This is a genomic window from Oceanobacillus manasiensis (assembly GCF_000724085.1).
Taxonomy (GTDB): Bacteria; Bacillota; Bacilli; order Bacillales; family Amphibacillaceae; genus Oceanobacillus_B; species Oceanobacillus_B manasiensis.
This window is the reverse complement of the sequence record NZ_CCDL010000001.1, coordinates 1234844-1253401: the sequence shown is the minus strand read 5'-3', so window position 1 is coordinate 1253401 and position 18558 is coordinate 1234844. Positions and strand designations below refer to the sequence as shown.

General features: G+C 34.2%; 25 protein-coding genes and 1 pseudogene. 12 read left to right on the top strand and 14 right to left on the bottom strand.

What is annotated here, in order from left to right; all coding sequences use genetic code 11:
* Positions 1-153: 153 nt before the first annotated feature.
* On the bottom strand, positions 154-546 hold the full coding sequence (locus tag BN985_RS06260; RefSeq protein WP_408634672.1) for a YkvA family protein: 393 nt from the start codon (positions 544-546) through the stop codon (positions 154-156).
* A 498-nt stretch (positions 547-1044) separates the two neighbouring features.
* On the opposite strand from BN985_RS06260, the gene BN985_RS06255 reads away from it, so the two are divergent.
* The 10 genes from BN985_RS06255 (at position 1045) to BN985_RS06210 (ending at position 6089) form a co-directional block, all read left to right on the top strand.
* Positions 1045-1464 (top strand): hypothetical protein, encoded by a 420-nt coding sequence (locus tag BN985_RS06255; RefSeq protein ID WP_232225540.1) that lies wholly within the window; start codon positions 1045-1047, stop codon positions 1462-1464.
* A 49-nt stretch (positions 1465-1513) separates the two neighbouring features.
* On the top strand, positions 1514-2101 hold the full coding sequence (locus tag BN985_RS06250) for a GNAT family N-acetyltransferase (RefSeq protein ID WP_042221846.1): 588 nt from the start codon (positions 1514-1516) through the stop codon (positions 2099-2101).
* An 85-nt stretch (positions 2102-2186) separates the two neighbouring features.
* On the top strand, positions 2187-2372 hold the full coding sequence (locus tag BN985_RS06245) for a hypothetical protein (RefSeq protein ID WP_042221845.1): 186 nt from the start codon (positions 2187-2189) through the stop codon (positions 2370-2372).
* Between the two features lie 263 nt (positions 2373-2635).
* The gene (locus BN985_RS06240) at positions 2636-2950 is read left to right on the top strand and encodes a hypothetical protein (RefSeq protein WP_042221843.1); all 315 of its coding nucleotides are present in this window, start codon (positions 2636-2638) and stop codon (positions 2948-2950) included.
* A gap of 235 nt (positions 2951-3185) precedes the next feature.
* Positions 3186-3389 carry a hypothetical protein gene (locus BN985_RS06235; RefSeq protein WP_156960083.1) on the top strand — a complete coding sequence of 68 codons (204 nt, stop codon included), beginning with the start codon at positions 3186-3188 and terminating at the stop codon, positions 3387-3389.
* A 318-nt stretch (positions 3390-3707) separates the two neighbouring features.
* Positions 3708-3971: a hypothetical protein gene (locus tag BN985_RS06230; protein ID WP_198029976.1), complete on the top strand. Its 264-nt coding sequence runs from the start codon at positions 3708-3710 to the stop codon at positions 3969-3971.
* 61 nt (positions 3972-4032) lie between these two features.
* Positions 4033-4332 carry a hypothetical protein gene (locus tag BN985_RS06225; RefSeq protein WP_042221839.1) on the top strand — a complete coding sequence of 100 codons (300 nt, stop codon included), beginning with the start codon at positions 4033-4035 and terminating at the stop codon, positions 4330-4332.
* 102 nt (positions 4333-4434) lie between these two features.
* Entirely contained in the window at positions 4435-4644 is a 210-nt protein-coding gene (locus BN985_RS06220) for a hypothetical protein (protein WP_042221837.1), read from the top strand.
* Positions 4645-4745: 101 nt separating this feature from the next.
* Positions 4746-5567 carry a hypothetical protein gene (locus tag BN985_RS06215; protein WP_042221834.1) on the top strand — a complete coding sequence of 274 codons (822 nt, stop codon included), beginning with the start codon at positions 4746-4748 and terminating at the stop codon, positions 5565-5567.
* Between the two features lie 117 nt (positions 5568-5684).
* Positions 5685-6089 carry a DUF3139 domain-containing protein gene (locus BN985_RS06210; RefSeq protein ID WP_042221832.1) on the top strand — a complete coding sequence of 135 codons (405 nt, stop codon included), beginning with the start codon at positions 5685-5687 and terminating at the stop codon, positions 6087-6089.
* Between the two features lie 220 nt (positions 6090-6309).
* Here the strand turns inward: BN985_RS06210 and BN985_RS06205 are convergent, their stop codons facing one another.
* A complete protein-coding gene (locus BN985_RS06205; RefSeq protein ID WP_042221830.1) occupies positions 6310-6654 on the bottom strand; it encodes a putative periplasmic lipoprotein in 345 nt (114 codons plus the stop codon).
* 488 nt (positions 6655-7142) lie between these two features.
* Here BN985_RS06205 and BN985_RS06200 point away from each other — a divergent pair, with 488 nt between their 5' ends.
* Complete coding sequence (locus tag BN985_RS06200; protein ID WP_042221829.1) at positions 7143-7712, top strand: DUF6434 domain-containing protein; 570 nt, start codon at positions 7143-7145, stop codon at positions 7710-7712.
* Here the strand turns inward: BN985_RS06200 and BN985_RS06195 are convergent.
* The 11 genes and pseudogenes from BN985_RS06195 to BN985_RS06150 form a co-directional block, all read right to left on the bottom strand.
* Positions 7713-8297: pseudogene (locus tag BN985_RS06195) on the bottom strand (IS1595 family transposase); the annotation flags it as partial.
* Between the two features lie 81 nt (positions 8298-8378).
* Positions 8379-8858, bottom strand: a complete 480-nt coding sequence (locus BN985_RS06190; protein ID WP_042221827.1) for a GNAT family N-acetyltransferase — start codon at positions 8856-8858, stop codon at positions 8379-8381.
* Between the two features lie 221 nt (positions 8859-9079).
* On the bottom strand, positions 9080-9637 hold the full coding sequence (locus BN985_RS06185; protein ID WP_042221826.1) for a cysteine hydrolase family protein: 558 nt from the start codon (positions 9635-9637) through the stop codon (positions 9080-9082).
* Positions 9638-10010: 373 nt separating this feature from the next.
* Entirely contained in the window at positions 10011-11105 is a 1095-nt protein-coding gene (locus BN985_RS06180; RefSeq protein WP_042221824.1) for a DUF4179 domain-containing protein, read from the bottom strand.
* Positions 11089-11631, bottom strand: a complete 543-nt coding sequence (locus tag BN985_RS06175) for a sigma-70 family RNA polymerase sigma factor (RefSeq protein ID WP_042221822.1) — start codon at positions 11629-11631, stop codon at positions 11089-11091. Before BN985_RS06175 ends, BN985_RS06180 begins: the two co-directional genes overlap by 17 nt.
* A 316-nt stretch (positions 11632-11947) precedes the next feature.
* The gene (locus BN985_RS06170; RefSeq protein WP_042221820.1) at positions 11948-13162 is read right to left on the bottom strand and encodes a serine hydrolase domain-containing protein; all 1215 of its coding nucleotides are present in this window, start codon (positions 13160-13162) and stop codon (positions 11948-11950) included.
* Between the two features lie 171 nt (positions 13163-13333).
* Positions 13334-14110, bottom strand: a complete 777-nt coding sequence (locus BN985_RS06165; RefSeq protein ID WP_042221818.1) for an SDR family NAD(P)-dependent oxidoreductase — start codon at positions 14108-14110, stop codon at positions 13334-13336.
* Between the two features lie 262 nt (positions 14111-14372).
* Positions 14373-14783, bottom strand: a complete 411-nt coding sequence (locus BN985_RS19320) for a metallophosphoesterase family protein (RefSeq protein WP_232225575.1) — start codon at positions 14781-14783, stop codon at positions 14373-14375.
* Between the two features lie 18 nt (positions 14784-14801).
* Positions 14802-14960: a metallophosphoesterase gene (locus BN985_RS19315; RefSeq protein ID WP_232225539.1), complete on the bottom strand. Its 159-nt coding sequence runs from the start codon at positions 14958-14960 to the stop codon at positions 14802-14804.
* A gap of 278 nt (positions 14961-15238) precedes the next feature.
* Positions 15239-16228 carry a zinc-dependent alcohol dehydrogenase family protein gene (locus BN985_RS06155; RefSeq protein WP_042221816.1) on the bottom strand — a complete coding sequence of 330 codons (990 nt, stop codon included), beginning with the start codon at positions 16226-16228 and terminating at the stop codon, positions 15239-15241.
* A gap of 283 nt (positions 16229-16511) precedes the next feature.
* Entirely contained in the window at positions 16512-16832 is a 321-nt protein-coding gene (locus BN985_RS06150) for a MazG nucleotide pyrophosphohydrolase domain-containing protein (protein WP_042221815.1), read from the bottom strand.
* 94 nt (positions 16833-16926) lie between these two features.
* Here BN985_RS06150 and BN985_RS06145 point away from each other — a divergent pair, with 94 nt between their 5' ends.
* Positions 16927-17508 (top strand): LOG family protein, encoded by a 582-nt coding sequence (locus tag BN985_RS06145; protein ID WP_042221813.1) that lies wholly within the window; start codon positions 16927-16929, stop codon positions 17506-17508.
* Positions 17509-17681: 173 nt separating this feature from the next.
* On the opposite strand, the gene BN985_RS06140 is transcribed toward BN985_RS06145, so the two are convergent.
* A complete protein-coding gene (locus BN985_RS06140; protein ID WP_232225538.1) occupies positions 17682-18299 on the bottom strand; it encodes a metallophosphoesterase family protein in 618 nt (205 codons plus the stop codon).
* Positions 18300-18558 lie beyond the last annotated feature (259 nt).

Genomic DNA, 18558 nt, shown 5'->3' with positions numbered 1-18558 from the left:
TAGTATAAGCAACCTCACAGTTGCATGTCAATAATAAGCAACTAAATGGTTGCTTATCTAAATAATTACCTGCACTTCCCGTATTAATATTCTTACCATTAATCCCAACAAAAAAGCCCGCTCCCCAAAACTTTGAGAAACAGACTCATCTTATTATGCTCTACTCAACTTATGATCAATCTCCGTTGTATCTACATTCTCGCCAAACAAATCTCTTAATTTATTCTTGGCTTTCCTTTTCACTTCATCATCCACATATATTGCTACTTGAAGCAAGGCGAATATAACAACACTTAAATCATCGACATATCCTACTCCCATTGCAATGTCAGGTATCACATCCAGGGGTAAAATAAAATAACCTAAAGCCCCCACAATGATTGCTTTTACTTTCACCGGGACATCTGGCTTCTGCAGTGTGTAGTACAGTAACAGCACAGCGTAAACTACTGAAGTTCCAGCTTTCTTAGAAAACTTTTGTACCTTCTTCCAAAACTTCTCCTCAGAAAAATGCTCTTCGTGTTGTTTTATTTCTTCCGCATCCAACTTTTCTGCTTCGTGCTTTAAATCATCAACTAGCTCTTCTTCTATTTCAATTTCGCTTGTTTCCTCAATATTAGAAGACGATAATTCGTCTAGATGTTTTTTCTTCTTAAATGGATTCTTAAACATGAAATCCCTCCAAGTGGATTAGTATTGACACATCCATTTTACACCGTAATGATCGAGTTATCATCATTTTAAGTTAAAAAGTCTATTAGATTGATAAGGTATTAACAATGATCTCGCCTCTTTCCTTAATACGTAACTGGAATAATTTACTTTTATTTATTTTTTCTGTCAATAATTCGGTGGAAAGTGGTACCATAAAATAAACGTGCTACTACTACAAAAACATCAAATGTAGATACCTTGTGTGTACCCTAGTCTGCTGGCATGCAACACCCCGAATCACTATCCAACTTCGTAGATAACATGAACGTATAAGAAAGCGATATGCACGTCATTGTTTGATAACTTTTACCAAGGGATAGGAGTGTTTTTATGAACAAAAAGTTTAAAGTAGTTTTATTGTGCACCCTTTTTGTTTTGCTGCTGTTTTTTTTAGTGCCGTGGTTGAGATTTGAGTCATTTATTATAGGGTTGGAAGGTCCGTTTGCAAAACAGGATATTATGATTTCCCCGTTGTATTTGGGTTATTTGATCACACTGATATGTTTACCAATTGCTTATATTTTCAGTATGGGCAGATCAAAGAAAAGCAAATTCAGGATATGGGGAATTTTTATTATGGTACCAATTTCTTTACCCTTAGCCTATTCGCTTGGTATAACCTACTCTTTAATCGTGAGGAATCCTTGGGCAACAATGCTGATGTTCTATATATTCCCTTTGATATTTATCACAGGACTTATTTTGTTAGGTGTAGGGGTTTTTAAGAAAAATGAAGTAAGACAGTTTTAGGTCTACTGTTAACTAATAGAACAATTATCTTTCAACAAAGGAGCTTTCAATGGAAATTAGAAGTTATAACTCAAATGATGAAGTTGGATGGTTGCGTTGTAGGGTGTTGTCATTTCTGGATACAGCCTATTATGATAACGTACTCAAGGAAAAAGAAAAATACGAAAACCCAGCAATTGAATTAGTGGCAGTAGAGAATGATCAGATTGTAGGTCTACTGGACATTGAATATGATGATAAAGAAAAAACAGTATGCACAAAAGGTGAAGGACTTGGTGGTATGATCTGGCATGTTGCAACACACCCTGATTATCAAAGAAGGGGCATTGGAATCAACATGTTAAAAAAAGCAGAGCAGATTGCGAAAGACAAAGGACTGGATTACCTCGAAGCATGGACTAGAGATGATGACTGGGTAAATCAATGGTATGTAAAAAGTGGCTTTGAAAAGGTTAACTCCTATCTGCATGTATTTTTTGAGGGAAATAATGAAATTGAAAAAGTAATAAAAACAAATGAGTCAAAGTTTAAAGTTATACAAGCCTTCGCTCATTATTCAGGGGATGACTCTGACCATATAAAATCAGAATTTAAACGAGTCCACGAATGTCGGTGTTATCAAAAAAGTTTAAAGTGAACGCTTCACAAATTGGGCGCCTTCCTTTAAATAGAGTTAGCTTCAGAATCGGTTCATTTTGTTAATTGGGATTGGAGGGATATTAATGGGAGGTTCATTTATTGGGACTATCGTTCCTTGGATTATAGGTTTAGTTATTCTATATTTTGTGATTTTCACAGCAGTAAAAGATGGAATTAACAAGTCTCTAGTTGGTCAATTTCTCGAGAAGAAATATGATGTTAAAGAGGAAAACAAATCATTTCTCGATAATGATTTGGATAGTGACTGAAAAACGGTTTAGTTTAATAAAAAACGAAATTTAAAAACCAGAAAGGCGTGAAGGACTTGACATTCTTAGTAATATTTTTTTCTTATTTATACAATATCGGAATACCAATCGCTGTCATCCTCTTTTTAATATGGGTTTATAAAATTAAAAAGAACAGTGATTTAAACACTAAACAAAACCAAAGAATCATACAGTTATTGGCGGATAGTAACAGAAAAAATTGATTGCTATAAATGTATGTAATCATGTTAGGAGCATGAGATATGAGGAAAAAGTTAAGAAATTTAGGATACGTTTTATTTATGTCAGGTACCGTCTTATTTGGTATCATGCATCTTGCGATCGCTTTATATATACCTAATTTAGGTGGTTGGAGTGACCCACCCGGTTTGATGGTTACTACTTTATCTGACATTGCTGGGTGGGTTCCGTATACGCTAAGCATTGTTTTTATGATCATAGGGGCATTTTTAATAGTTATGGATTTAAGTAATAACTATAGCTGGTGGCAAAACCAAAACGTGGAGACCAATGAAGGAACTCAGGAGTTAGGTGCAGAACAAAATAAAGAAGGTTAAAATTGACTAAATAATCCGAAATAGTTATAGAACTATACTATTAAGTCACTGTTCTTAAATAGGACCAATTTGTTGACCAGTGAAACCTAAACATAGACCAACCCGTATTAAAGGGTACAATGAACTCTATTTTTACGTGAAGGTGAATGGTTAAATGTATAGAAAGACTAGTGATGATAACATTAAAAAAATAAACAAGACCAGAAAAATATCAATATCGCAAATAGTTATAGTCTTGCTCTCATTTGTTGTATCGGTAGCTATTGTAGTTGGTCTACTTCAATTAGCTAGTTACGTGATTAACGATCGACTACACCTAACAGGGTTGAACAAGTCACTCAGCCAACTTATTGCTGTTATTATTGCTTTGTATCCTGTTAAATTCACATTTGGTAGTATTGTTTATAAAGTAACCCGTGATATAAGAGCTAGCGAATAACTACCACACTCAGGCGCGCATCTGGGACAAGAATCTGCATCCGATTTAAATAATAAGCACAGGGAGTGAAGGTTTATATTTTTTTCTCGTTGGACTTTATTTCAAGTTATTATAATTGCTCTACTGGCCGTTATAGGTTTTATAGCAGATATATTTAAGAAAGATATAGGCATACCAGCTTCTTCAACAGCTGTTCTAAATATACAGCCGATGATGACAGCTTTATTTTTAGTTATCATAATAGGTCTACTGAGTCTTGTCATGTACTTTCAAGTGAAAAAAAGTGACACGTTCCTAAAGCACCGATTATGGGAGAAAATGTACATCGTTATGCCGGTAATCGTTTTTATGTCTTTGGTTATTGTTATGATTTTGTTTTTAACTGGTCCACTAAGTGAGGTAACACAGAGCAATCGATGGCTTATATATGTAGTAATGTATTACATGTTATTTGTTATAAATATAACTGTTTTAGCAGTTATACATAAAGTAAAACAGAATACTATATCCAATGAAAGTAAAATTGGTTATTCATTTGTTTGGACATCATTAGTTCTTATAGTCATTATTTTTATACTGTAACGGTCTTTCAAAAAGACCCGTGATTCAAATAAAGTTGTTGAACATTTTGGAGGGGATCAATATGGAATTTGATTTTTTATGGATTGGATTAGGAATTGCTGCAGCAGGATATTTTATAGGAAATGGGCTCAAAAACTTTAATAATCCGGATGCTACAGATAGTCTCAGCGAAATTTTTAGCGATGACGATGAACACGAATTGATCAAGGAAAATGAGGTCCATTACTTCATGGGAATTTCTAAAGAAGATGCGAAGAGCTTGATTCAGGAATACCCAAACATACCACACGTCTCTATAAATAATAAAATCTATTATCCTAAAGCGAAACTTCGTAAATGGTTATCTGATTTAGGGGCATAAGTTGTAAATCGATCAGTCGGACTTACAGCATAGGCGATTCCACCCATAATCGCAAATGGTTATTTTGGTGAACTTACACCTTTCCAGGAAAGGTGTGTACATATGTCTAAAACTATTACAAAAATATTTCTTCACCCAGTGTTTCGTTTTTTCATATTCTTAGTAGCTACCGTATGGCTTACTATGATGGGGATAGCAGAAAGTGGGTTCTTCCGTTGGGTTGATTTTATATTGGCTTTCATATTGTTGGGGGCAGCGATTGAAAATGGAGTAAGGTCTGTAGCATATTTTCAAAGAGATCAGCATGGCTAAAGTAGCGATTATTAAGCAATCGGGCGCTAATTCGGAAGAAGGGTTGGCGCCTTCTTCTTTTCCTTCCATAAGGAGCAGCATGCTAATTAAGGGGTGAAAAATTGTACAGAACAAAGGAAACACCGAAGTTGAATGGATCTACTGTCCAGCCAAAAGGGAAAGGAATCATCGGCTTATTTATTATTCTATGTGGAGTGTTACTTATGCACGGTTGTAACATAGAAGATGCAAGTAAGAAGGACATCGCAAGCAAAAAGGTAGGAGATTTGTTCCAAGTTGAAGATTTAAAAAAAGTGAAAGAAGACGGTTCCAGTAGGATAAAAGATTCAACAGACCAAGAAAAAATTAATGAAGCATTAGAAGCAATAGAGGAGATTGAAGTAAGTGACGAGGAACAGAGAGAAACCTATGAGTTTATATTCGGCCTTCGATCCGCTGTCGTTATTGCGCAAAATCAATTAAATGTACGGGATGCTGAACCGAAATCATCTGAAAACTTCGAATCACAAGACGAACAAATAGAAGAAGATTTACCAGACTATCAGCCAGATGAAAAGGATGTTGTTTGGAAAACTAATGAACTAAAAAATAAAGATATCCTTGAAGAATTTATGAAAGTCGCTGGAGAAAACGGCAAAAATAATACCAGTGAAATTAGAGTAGTGAAAGATGAAGGCTCACAAGGTGTGCTGATTTATGATTTAAAATCAATGTACGATAAAAATGCGGACCAAAGTTGGATTCGAGTTACGCCAGATGTGAGTCACTATAGGGCATTAGAAAATGAAGTGCAAAATGTTTTTAATAATGCGCCTCAGCAATGTGGATACATGTCAAAAGATGAAGCAGAGGGCTTTTATAAATTGTTTGAATGTCGAACACATTGGGAATATCATTTAATTCCTATTGCAAATCAACAATAAAATATAATAGTTTTCCCTAGTACGATTGAGCGCGTATCTGGAATTGTACGTTTTCACTGAACAAGCTTTGCGCCCAATAATGTTTCATAACTTCATTTAATTGAAAGAGGGAGAAATATGAATAAAAAAATAATATGGATATCCTTGAGGCTACTAATCCTTCTTATCATAGCATTTCCTTTTGGCCTTATTTATGTACTTAATAATGGAAACCCTTATACAAATCATCTAGCAGATAAAAAGGTTCCAGAATATTTACAGGGGATGGGCTACACGGAAGACGATATTGAAGATTCGCATTATGTAGAGCCAAAACACGTTATAAATAATGAATTTTACCATGGTCATTATATGGTCATTTTCAAAGCTGAACCAGACGTCACGTACTATTACGGTATAACTAAAAATGGAAAACGAGTTAAGCAATTTTGTGAAAAAGATAAATTATCATCTGATGGAGTTACGGAAATTATTGAAAATGAAACCATGTATAGTGAAAAAACTTGCGCTAACTCCCTTTAATTCGTAACGTAGTACATTTTTTCACTATGTCATATAAAAGTAGATTTACTGCACAGTTTAAGTCAATTAAGAAAGAAGGTCACCCAAAAAGTGATCTTCTTTTTATTACCAGTATGGTTGAACTGGCCCAACAAAGAGTTCCGTTGTAATAGAAGCTCTTTTTCAGCTAAAGTACTCTTTACTTTAATGATTCCTTTCAAAAGGTTATGCTTCGAAATTATTAATCAAGAATTTCTAACTTCTCCAATTCCAGTACATTTTTCCCCTCGCCTTTTTTAGTAAACCAGGAAACCGATACTTCTAATTCCTTTTCTAAATCTTTGAAATGAATGACATCCTCTAAGTGATTAATCATGCTGCTATTTTCAGTAACACGCAAATTTACTTGACTTGCTTCATCCTTCACCGTGATTTCCTTATCAGTATTTATCTCAGTAACAACACCCTTTAATATAACGTGTTCTTGATCCATATAAACAGTATCCTCTACCGTATTGGAATAACCACATGCACTCAGTAATAAGGATATACCTATTACTAAATGAAAGGTTAATTTTAATCTCACTTTTATTACCTCCTTCATCTAAGCCCATACTCAATCAATTTTGGTCAATCTTTCCCTGATGGCTTAATAACTACTATCTTAATACTAACATAATATTCCAAAAATAATATTAGCAATTAACCACAAGAAAAAGGTGACCTTCTTGGATCATCGTCTTTAAGTATTGCCTCTTTAGTTAATATAATTGCTGAAAAGTAGTAAAAAATGGATGATTTCTTTTTCTAAGCACATTAAAGTTCTTTCTTAAAGTCATTATTTCGTATCAATTCTAAAGCTTTATCAATACTAAGAAATCCAACAATCCGGTTCATTACAGTTCCCGCATTTCAATAAAGTATAGCCTACTTAGTACCAACTAATTGAAAGGAGGTAATTAAATTCAATGATTATTACAAAGGCTGTTTTGTTGCTTTTGTTTATGTTAAATTTTGAATAATAAGAACAAATGTTCTATAATGGAAATAAGTAATATGGAGGTGTAGTTTATTATGAGACCAAATCTAACAAAAGATATTAGTATTGAAAGTTTTAAAGAATTCTATTGGTTAAAGGAAGAATTGCAATCATTTTGCAGAGAAAATGGGCTAAATGCTTCTGGTTCAAAAATAGAGATTTCCGATAGAATCGAAACATTTCTTCGGACAGGTGAGATAAAAAAAACTATCAGAAATTCAAGAGCGAATAAGACGATAGTATCACAAGTAGATTTAAGTCTTGATACAGTTATTACGGAAAATCATCGTTGTAGCCAAGATGTAAGGGCGTTTTTTAAGACAGTTATCCCAAAATTCCACTTTTCCACTTATATCCAAGAATATTTTAAGAACAATGTTGGAAAAACATATCGTGATGCTGTAAATGCTTGGTTTAAGGAAGAAGAACGAAAGAAAGATCCATCGTACAAGAAAAACATTGCACCCCAATTTGAATACAATCAATTCATTCGTGACTTTTTCGCTGACCCGAAAAATCAAGGAAAAAGTCGTGATGAAGCAATTGAAGCGTGGAATGAAATCAAGAAACTTCCTGGGAGCAACAAATATACATCTAATAATTAGTTAAGCACATCGCAACATTTCTACTGTGGTGGGATTTGACTTTCGACAGGCAGAAACAAGCATTTGTTTGACTCGTTCATCAAATGCTATTTGTTTGCCTAATTCAAGCCAACGAAACCAGTAAAGGTAGTTATCCAAATATTTTGTTGCTACTCCTTGGCAACACTCCATCCAACTCTTCAAACGACTATGAGAGTTATTTACGTGTTGAATATGATATATGCCTTTTTTTACACGCTGTTTTTGTCGTTCATTAGACTGTTTCGTGTTGTAGCCCTTTTAGTTTGGCAAATTTCTTGTAATTCGTTGCTGTATCTGTGCATAACAAAACAGACGGGTGAATATACTCACCTATCACAGTGTCAATATCTTCCGCCCTTACACGGCCTGTATCTGCTTTACGAGCAATCATATTGCCATTGCGGTCTTGTGCCACCACAACTGCTATTTTAAGGTTGGAAATTCCTCTTTTCTTGTCTTTTTCCCCACGCTTCTTGGCTTTCCTATGAGCGATTTTTCTACCTTTCATAGACTCACGAAAAAAGGTTTCGTCACTCTCACAATACCTTGAAGTTGATTAAAGCCTCATGTACTCATCTCCCCCAGTATTAATTTTTATTTTTTCATAGACATTCCATGCACTCCAAGTCTCTACTAAATCACCCGTTAGTTGATTTTCTTTATTAATTCAATTTCATCCCTGATGGGGATACCATCATTACCAACTAAGGGTATCTCTGGTTTTATCTTCCTTGCTTTCTCAACCGCATTTTTTAAAATTTGGTACAATATGAAACCTCGTTTTTGATAAAACTTTAATGCTAATAGATTATCGTTAGTTGTTATAAGTTTAACGAGCTTACACTTTCTCTTAATAGCAAGATTTTCTACTTCTTGGACTAAGGTTGTACCTATTCCTTTGCCTTCTTCAATACTATCTAATGATATTATTTCGCATTCGTTATCTTTAATTATGTAAGTAATTAACCCAATAATTTTATTTTCTTTATTTATTATAGTAAAACCCTCTAATTCACTGCAATCATAGACTCCACTTGAAATAACCATTTCTGGACTTCCCCAATGCAGATTAAAAAATTCTATTATTTGATTTTTCGGCAGATCCTCAATTGCGTAGATTTCCATTATTACACTCCAATTCTAATAAAATCTTGTTAAACTCTACTGCCAGTTAAATAACTTCAACAAAAAAGGTACTTCTCCTTCTTAGAAAAGCACCAGTTAATTTACATCTAATAGTTCACATACTTTATCATTCTAAATCATATTCCTTCTACCTCACAAAGATAATACCTAATTTCTTGAATCAAACCAAGAAATTGGGATATTGTTCTACTACTCAAATATTACCTATATGAATTATGTTCTGGATAGAATAAATCTTCTTCTGTATTTCTTACAATGGAAAAGTTTTCAACATTGTAATGTCCATGAAGAGTTTCGTTATGATGATTTATAATTTGTTCAGCACTTAAAACATCCCCATCTGTTGTTGAATGTCCATCTCCAACTAAGGTCACATCCATTCCATTGATAGTTGCAGTTCGGACTGCACTATCTATGCAATGTTGGGTTGCACATCCCATTACAACAATATGTCCAATCTCTTGAGATTTTAAGTGATTTAGAAGTCCTGTACCATGGAAGGAATTCGTTGCAGTTTTTTCAAAGAAATTTGCATTTGAAGGTACATTAATTTTTTCATGAACTTGAAAACCTTTACCTATTCCCTCTGCAACCTCCAAGTCCCTTACAAAGACAATAGGTACATTAGAATTATTTGCTTTTTCAATCACTGCATTGATATTTGTGATGAGCTGTTCCTTTTTGTAAACAGCACTTTCTTCTTGATTCCCTTCAATTAACTCTTGCTGGGCATCAATGACTAACAATATTTGCTTCAAATAATTTTCCCCTCTCAAATTTTGGGAAACGTTTTATTTAATTTGACGTTTTCCCCTTCATGTTTTTAACGTCGATATATTTTTCCATTTTCATAATAACTACCTCCTACACTAAGATTGTCATCTAATTGAGTGTTGAAATTTTCAGATGTTTAAATGTTAACATATTATAGTTTAAATAACACCTTATATCGTCTTTTAGTTATTTCACTATCCTTCCCCTTTTGTACTAACAAGAAAACCGTCACATTGGGATGGCCCTCTTGTCAAAGTAAAGCACTAGTTAGTTTAAGTAAATTCATTCACTTAAATAACTTTCCACCTAAAATATAGATAAAAGGAGCTGAATATCAGCTCTTTTAAAACAATGAACTCATTGTGGTATTTTCACTTTAAAAGATTCAAACTCAACTGGTTGTAAAGAATCCCCTTTAAATTCTAACTCAATTTCCTCACCATTTTTGTCAATTCCTACTCCGCCGCCGCCAGTTGGGAGCGACAAATACGGTGTAATAGTTAGTTCGGTTACATCGGAGTCAATCGGATCAAATTGCTTATTGCTTGTATAGCTCATTTTATCTTTTACTCGTTTTCCTTCTACCCCTCCTGAGTGGCTCTTTATTTCATTTCCATTCTGATCTACCATCTTAAATTCTATTTTAGCTGCCCTGCCTAGTCCGTCATCCACTAATTTTGCGTTTTCCGAACTTTTAAATGAAACACTAGCACCAGAAGCACCATAGGAAAATTCAGTAACATCTAATTTAATTCCGTCAACGATTTCCGTATGTTGAACTGGAACTTTCTTTATATCTTTCACTTGGTTTACAGGGGTAGAGAAATGCCAGCTTTCTCCATTACTGCCTTTCAGCAATAATCCTAAATCAAATTCATTCGGCATTTCATCTGTTACCGTAATTGTTTCAATAGCTGTTCGGGAATTGGAAGATAGTACCTCTTCTCCATATGAACCAGAAGATCCATAAGGCCTCTTACCATCAATGGTAAAATCCATTCCAGCCCCAAAATATTCGTCATCAAGTTCTCTTTCTGATTCCATTTTTAATCCAATTGTTATATTGTTTTGATCATATAGCACTTCATCCAAAGTAATAGAAATACCATTAATCGTTTTCGTTTCCCCTATCTGGCTTGTTAATCCTTTTTCGTGTGCTTGTTTTAGTCCAATTAAATCTGAATCACCAAAGACCGAGCCAATAATAGGTATTTTAGATAAACTGCTTGCCAAAGCCGGGGAATAATGGGAAGTCCATACCAATATAATAAAAGCTGCTGCTACACTGCACACAGAATACAATACTTTGTGATTCCCATTTATGAGTGGACGCCGTTGCCCATTCTTTGATTTGCTGCTGATTTTCGTTTCCGCTTGAGTAATTCCCTGTTGGATCGCTGAACGAACTTGTTCTTTTGGAAATTCATTTAACTGATTATGTGAATTTTTCATTTAATTTATAACTCCTTTCCAACTCATTTTCCAATTTTTTCTTTCCTCTGCGTAAATAGGTTTTTATTGTTCCAACCGGTTTTTCCATAATCTCAGAAATCTCGTTAATTGGAAGGTCATGATAATAAAATAAGATGATAGATGTTTGATAAGAAGAATTAAGCTTTGATAAGGCCTCACCCAAATGAAAAGATTCTATGTCTTCTTCTTGCTTGCTGTCTAATCTCCTTAACAGCTCATTTTCCTCATAAGGAATGATTTGGTCACGCTTTTTCAATAATTTGTAGCACTCTCGTATTAGGATCCTGAACAGCCAAGTTGAAAAATACTCCGGTGTCCGTAATTGGCTTATGGACAGAAACGATTTGCACGAGGTCTCTTGAATCACATCCAAAGCATCTTCTTTGTTCCCCACATAAGAAAGAGCTTTATAATACAGCATCTTTTCTTCCAAAATAAGCAATTCCTCAAAGGCTCGGGCATCTCCGTTAATTGCCTTTTTTACTGTATATATATCATGTTTCACAGTGTAATCCCTCCCTTCATCAATTAGAGTGATCTAGACGTACAAAAAGTTTCAACTCCTTCATTTTTTCTAAGTTATTTTTGATTCTATTATTTATAAAGTTAATTTGTATTGTTACAAGCAGATAAAGATAAAAAAAGCATGCTTTGATTTGTAATCAAAACACACTATAATATTTCAGATTTCCTTGTAAAACCTTGTTCAACTAACCTGCTCTTTAGTTAAATAACTTCAACAAAAAAGGTACTTCTCCTTCTTTTAGAAAAGCTCTGTTACTTTAAGCACATTCTTGCACAAAAATTAGAACAGCAAAGAGTTATTCTAGTTTACTTGATAATTCAAGCAATATTTCTGGCCAGAAATCTACTTTTCCGGTTGTCTTTCCAGTACGAACTATTACAACGTTATTTTTAGGACTAACATAGATAACTTGACCATATTTGCCATGTGCAAAATAATCATAGTCTCCATCTTCACGATCGTATCCTAGCCACATATATTTGTAATATCCCTGGTCACGGTTGAAAAAGTCCCACTCGGTATAACTGTAGTAGGAATCATTTAAATTCTCTTTCCTTTTTGTGGAATCAATTACCCATTGGCTTGATATAATCTGTTCGCCGTTCCAGTTACCTTTATTTAAATACAAGTTTCCAAACCTAGCAAAATCGATAGCCCTGGCATTTATACCACTTTCCATTTTTTCAAATTCATGTTTTTTGCTATCAATACTCCATGTTGCTGAAAATTCCATTCCAACTGGTTTCCATAATGTTTCTTGCAAATATTCAGAAATAGTTTTTTGAGTTGACCTCTCTAAAATTATTCCTAACAAAAGAGGATTATAATTATTGTATAAAAATTTTTCACCTGGTTTATCGACTAATTTGGTTTCCTCTACAGCTAAACGTCTTAGATTAGGGGAATAATATGTTTTAGAATCATCGCCCCACAATAATCGTCCTTCATTATAATGAATTCCAGAGGACATCTTTAAAAGGTGTTCAATAGTAATCTCTTCAAAACCTTTATTACTCAATTCAGGTATATAATTAGTAATGGGTTCTTCAATACTCTCGATATAGCCATCCTCTATTGCTTTACCAATGAGAAACGATACAAACGATTTTGCTACAGAAAAAGACGTATTTATAGACTCTCTACTATAGTCGTTAAAATATTTTTCATATATTACTTTGTTATTTTTAATGATAATAAATGATGTTGTATCATTCTCAATAAAGAACTGTTCAGCATCGCCAATCGTATTACTTTTTTGCTTATAGTAATAGTTAATATCTATCAACAAGTCCTCGATATAACTTTCTTTCAAGTTATATTCGAACGGAAGGCTGTCATTCGCCTTTTCAATCTTCCTATTTGCAAACTTTTGGTGATCGTAAAAATCCGATTCCCCCCAGAGAACACCCCTACCTACATAGGTGAAGGATTTATAATCAGGTAATATTAACATATAAGAAAAAAACAATAGCGATAATACTATCGTTAAGATACCAATCTTTCTTTTCATAAATTCCCCCCTAATTCAGTTTTCTAATTTAGTTTTTATTTTCATTCTATGTTTTGGCGATTGATTTAATCTTAAGGAATATTTGCATAGCTTAAGAGGCAAACGTCTTATTCTACTATCGCGCCCTGTGGTGGGATATAAAATAATATTGTTTCTTTAATATCAATCGGCTCAATTAATAAAACTCACTCCACCATCTACAATTATATTCTGCCCTGTGATATAACTGGCTTCGTCCGACAATAACCAAATAACGGCTGCCGCAGCTTCTTCAGGTTTACCTATTCTCCCAGCTGCATTAAAGTTACTGTACTTATCTTCTAGTAACTTCGCTTGTTCAATTGTTAAATCTTGAAACTTACTTTCAATCATTGGTGTTCTAATTGCACCAGGTGTTAATGCATTTACACGTATTCCGTATGTTCCATATTCTTGAGCAACAGCTCTTGTTAAGGCAATCACTCCACTTTTCCCCGCAGCGTATGCAGTTGTACCTGCTGAGCAAATAAGTGCATCTAATGAAGAAGTGTTTACTATAGCCCCACCACCAGTTTTAAGCATTTCCTGGATCTCGTATTTCAGGCATAACCAGACCCCTTTGATTGTAACTCCCATCATCTTGTCAAAATCATCTTCGCTATACTCGTGTGTAAGAGCCGGTTTTCCTTCAGCATTTCCTGCATTATTAAACGCAACATCTAGCTTACCAAACGACGATACAGTTTTTCTCACCATTTTCTTAACATCATTAGAATTACTGATATCAACTGACAGATACATAACATCAGAGTGAATTTCCTTTAATTTTTGTATTGCTTTTTCTCCCTTTTCCACATTTCTACCAACAATAACAACCTTGGCCCCTTCTTTCATTAACCTTTCAGCAACAGAATATCCAATGCCTGAAGTACCACCGGTAACCAAAGCTACCTTATTATAGAACTTCAAAGATTACCCCCCTTTTAATATAAATTTCTACTTGGCTATCATTACAATTTTCACTAGATTAAAGCACCCGTTTGTTAAAGAAAAAAATAAAGTTTATTCAACAATCCCGCCCGATTCTGGAGTAGGCAGAAGGTCAAATCTAACAATCAAGATCCTCGTACGGTGGATTTAAATAGTGATCCACAAAGTCCTTTTTATAAGGGGTATTTGATTTAATAATTCTTTCTGAAGCTGCCTTTGTATCATATGTAGTAACTTTTAATTAGACTTTGGGGTCAAATAATGCCCAGCAAGCACCGTCTGCTCTACTTTGCAATCCAATACTTCCTGCATTGATAATACGTTTACCATCAATAGTGCGATCAAATTGAATATGGGTATGTCCACAAACAATAATATCTTGTGGTACATTTTCAATCATAGGTCGAATTTCTTCATCTGGAGTATTAATTTTTATCGCTTCTTCATCACTACGGGGGGAGCAGTGTAAGAATAAAACTTCTCCTAGACCATCGATATTTAAAACCTTTTTCTCCGGCAAGTTCTTAAGAAAGTTTATCTGTTCTTCTGTTAATTGATCTGCACACCAATGGTTTAACTTTTCTACAAAATCATCTAATCCCTGTTCTTTACCATGGCGATAAGCAACCTCTCGGTCAGCATTGCCCCTAATAAAAATAAACTCATATTCCTAATTCATTAATAGATCCATGACCTGTCTTTGCTCTGATCCCCAAGCTAGATCCCCACCTACTATAACTTCATCAACATTGCTTTTTCTAACCTCTTCTAAAACAGCCTTTAATGCGCAATAATTCCCATGATTGTCGTAGATAGCAGCTATACGCATTTAGTATGCCTCCCTTAAATCAATTTGTTTTCATACTAATTGAGTTATTTCTACGAAAAGAAACTCTCTCTATAAAATTCGTGTAGTTTACGAATTATCCTTTTTTTCTTATTCCATTAAATAGACCGATTTTTAAACAACATTCTTCAACTAACCTGCCCCTTTAACTTCATAACATCTAAATAAATACTAACGCAATATTCTAAAAACAAAATTTGTATTTTAGCCATAGAAAAAGATGATCATACTTGGATCACCTTTTTTCACTATTGCATCCTTTAACCTTTTAATAACACTTTTCCTTTGGTGCTATTTAAGGAGTCTACAACATGTACTGCCTCTTTTACATTCGATAAGTCATAATAAGAATTTACATTCCTTAAACGTAATCTCTTATCATTTATTAGAGTTATTACATGATTAAAAGTATCTTGCCATATTTCAGTCGAAACATTTTTGTTCCAATGTCTCAAATGAAAAATATTCGCTTTCACTTTCGCCTTATTTGATATTGCTCCCCAATCAACTGGTATCCCTGATAAAAGACCTATCGTTAAAAAAACACCGTTGTGATGAACAGAGAAAGCTAAGTTAGTACCAGGTAATCCCCCAACTGAATCAATCGCAGCATCAACACCAAGTCCATTAGTGAATTCCATAACTGTTTCATATAATGAGTTTTTCGAAGTATCAATTACATCGGAAGCACCAATTTGAAGTAAATCCTCTGTATGCTTATTATTTCTTGTAACTGCAATTAACCTAAAACCAATTACCTTTGATAATTGAGCAAAAATACGCCCAATGGAAGAACCACAAGCATTTACCAGTAAAACATCATCTGGTCTTAACTTTAAAACTTCCGTACATACTACCCACGCTGTAATTGGATTTATATATAACTGTGAAGCAGTAAAATCATCAATAGAATCCGGTACAACAACTGCTAAATCTGATGTTGTCTTAACATATTCTTGCCATGTTCCATCTCCTCGTAAAGGTAAGACACGTTTACCAATAAGACTTTGAGAAACGAAAGTCCCCACATCTTCCACAATTCCGACACCTTCATAGCCAGGGATATTCGGTAAAGATATACGATGAGAATATGACCCTCTAATCGGTATTAAATCAGAAGGATTGATAGGACGTGCTACCATACGGACAAGGACTTCGTTATCTTCTGGTGGTTTTAAGCTAATATTTTCAACTTTTAATACATCATGAGGACTTCCAAATTCGTAAAATTTAATACATTTAGCAACCAAAACTGTAAAAAGCTCCTTTATAAATAAGTATATTTTAATTTAACCATCTTTCACTAAATGCTCCTATTGCAGAAACGCACCCTCTACTGTAAGTACATTAATTCACAAAGTATTTTATTAACAATTTTCCTACGGGAATGCTACCTTGATAGTTTATTTATTTTTTCAAGGAAAACACCTAACTAATGTTAAAATTCAACCTACTCTTTTTTTAGCTTAACCCTTCTATGATTAAATTCCCCATTTCATTAGAAGTCCTACCTTATTGTTGTTTCGTCTTTAACTAGTCATTAGAATAACGATCTGATAATTTCTTTTTGTGTGACTGAAACACTTCTTCTAGTTGAATATTGTACTTGTTGGCAATTACTATTAAATTACCTAGTACATCACCTAATTCTTCCGTTAAATCCTGTTTATTTTCCTCATACGAACCTCTTATTTCGTCCGGCCTATCTCTACCAATCTCAAGAGCTCTTATAGCTCGCGCAACCTCTCCTGTTTCTTCTGCCAGAAAGCCAATACGAATAAATATGTCTAGCTCAGACCAGCCCCTACCTTCATAATAATCCTTTACCCATTGCTGAAATTCAGTTACATTCATAATCTTTTAACCTCCAATTCAATATTTTAAGTTTAACAAAAAAATAAAAATTTTGTATAATCATTAATAGTGTGACTTTCTAGGAGGCGATGATTTGAAAAAATTAGCAGTATTTTGTGGATCGAGTAACGGAGTATCTGATACATATATAGAAGGTGCAAAAATACTTGGTAAGGAACTAGCAATTCGAAATATTGCACTTGTTTACGGTGGAGCAAGTGTTGGTATTATGGGAGCTGTTGCAGATTCAGTACTGAATGAAGGTGGATACGTAATTGGGGTTATGCCAAGTTTTTTAGATAATAGAGAGATAGCTCATAAAAACTTGTCAGAGCTAATCATCGTAGACTCAATGCATGAAAGAAAAGCGAAAATGGCAGATCTTGCTGATGGATTTGTAGCTTTACCAGGCGGACCAGGAACTATGGAAGAATTTTTTGAAGTTTTTACTTGGGGGCAGTTAGGTTTACATAAAAAGCCTTGTGGCTTACTAAATATAGATAATTACTTTGATTTGTTGATTGATTTCTTTAACCAAATGAATAGACAAGAATTTCTTCAAGAGAAATACCTATCAATGCTAATGAATGATTCGGAGCCTGCGTCTTTGATAGACCAATTTCAAACCTATACTCCACCTTCAGTTAAAACCTATATTAAAGCCTCTCAAACTTAATCATTTTAGAAAGAAACCATCGCATTTTAGATGGTTTCTTATTGAACTATCCTGCCCAATTCTGGAGTAGGCAGAAGATCAAATTTAACAATCAAGGTCCTTCGGTGGATTTAAATAGTGATCAGCAAAGTCCTTTTTATAAGGGATATTTGATTTAATAATTCTTTCTGAAGCTACCTTTGTATCATAGTAGTAACTTTTAATTCGACTTTGGGACCAAGTAATGCCCAGCAGGCACCGTCTGCCCGACTTTGCAATCCAATACTTCCTGCATTGATGATACGTTTGCAATCAATAGTGCGATCAAATTGAATATGGGTATGGCCACAAACAATAATATCTTGTGGTACATTTTCAATCATAGGTCGAATTTCTTCATCTGGAGTATTAATTTTTATCGCTTCTTCATCACTACGGGGGGAGCCGTGTATGAATAAAACTTCTCCTAGACCATCGATATTTAAAACCTTTTTCTCCGGCAAGTTCTTAAGAAAATTCATCTGTTCTTCTGTTAATTGATCTGCACACCAATGGTTTAAGTCTGCTACAAAATCATCTAATCCCTGTTCTTTACCATGGCGATAAGCAACCTCACGGTCAGCATTGCCCCTAATAAAAATAAACTCATCTTCGTAATTCATTAAAAGATCCATGACCTGTCTTGGCTCCGGCCCCCAAGCTAGATCCCCACCTACTATAACTTTGTCAACATTGCTTTTCCTAACCTCTTCTAAAACAGCTTTTAATGCAGAATAATTCCCATGAATATCATAGATAGCAGCTATACGCATTTAGTATGCCTCCCTTAAATCAGTTTGTTTTCATACTAATTGAGTTATTTCTACGAAAAGAAACTCTCTCTATAAAATTCGTGTAGTTTACGAATTATCCTTTTTTCTTAGCTACTAAATGGAATAATTGTTAAACAGCACTTTGTACCATTAGCTCAAAAACTTCTCATCGTTAGATATTAACGTAATATTCAAAATACCCATCATAAAAATATAGACCATCAAATTTGATGATCTCTAATTGAACGAACGCATCCTA

Excerpts from the sequence above, each read along its gene's own strand:
- BN985_RS06255 (WP_232225540.1), top strand. The coding sequence starts at position 1,045 with ATGAACAAAAAGTTTAAAGTAGTTTTATTGTGCACCCTTTTTGTTTTG.
- BN985_RS06250 (WP_042221846.1), top strand. The coding sequence starts at position 1,514 with ATGGAAATTAGAAGTTATAACTCAAATGATGAAGTTGGATGGTTGCGT.
- BN985_RS06245 (WP_042221845.1), top strand. The coding sequence starts at position 2,187 with ATGGGAGGTTCATTTATTGGGACTATCGTTCCTTGGATTATAGGTTTA.
- BN985_RS06240 (WP_042221843.1), top strand. The coding sequence starts at position 2,636 with ATGAGGAAAAAGTTAAGAAATTTAGGATACGTTTTATTTATGTCAGGT.
- BN985_RS06230 (WP_198029976.1), top strand. The coding sequence starts at position 3,708 with ATGTACATCGTTATGCCGGTAATCGTTTTTATGTCTTTGGTTATTGTT.
- BN985_RS06225 (WP_042221839.1), top strand. The coding sequence starts at position 4,033 with ATGGAATTTGATTTTTTATGGATTGGATTAGGAATTGCTGCAGCAGGA.
- BN985_RS06220 (WP_042221837.1), top strand. The coding sequence starts at position 4,435 with ATGTCTAAAACTATTACAAAAATATTTCTTCACCCAGTGTTTCGTTTT.
- BN985_RS06210 (WP_042221832.1), top strand. The coding sequence starts at position 5,685 with ATGAATAAAAAAATAATATGGATATCCTTGAGGCTACTAATCCTTCTT.
- BN985_RS06200 (WP_042221829.1), top strand. The coding sequence starts at position 7,143 with ATGAGACCAAATCTAACAAAAGATATTAGTATTGAAAGTTTTAAAGAA.
- BN985_RS06190 (WP_042221827.1), bottom strand. The coding sequence starts at position 8,858 with ATGGAAATCTACGCAATTGAGGATCTGCCGAAAAATCAAATAATAGAA.
- BN985_RS06180 (WP_042221824.1), bottom strand. The coding sequence starts at position 11,105 with ATGAAAAATTCACATAATCAGTTAAATGAATTTCCAAAAGAACAAGTT.
- BN985_RS06170 (WP_042221820.1), bottom strand. The coding sequence starts at position 13,162 with ATGAAAAGAAAGATTGGTATCTTAACGATAGTATTATCGCTATTGTTT.
- BN985_RS19315 (WP_232225539.1), bottom strand. The coding sequence starts at position 14,960 with ATGCGTATAGCTGCTATCTACGACAATCATGGGAATTATTGCGCATTA.
- BN985_RS06150 (WP_042221815.1), bottom strand. The coding sequence starts at position 16,832 with ATGAATGTAACTGAATTTCAGCAATGGGTAAAGGATTATTATGAAGGT.
- BN985_RS06140 (WP_232225538.1), bottom strand. The coding sequence starts at position 18,299 with ATGCGTATAGCTGCTATCTATGATATTCATGGGAATTATTCTGCATTA.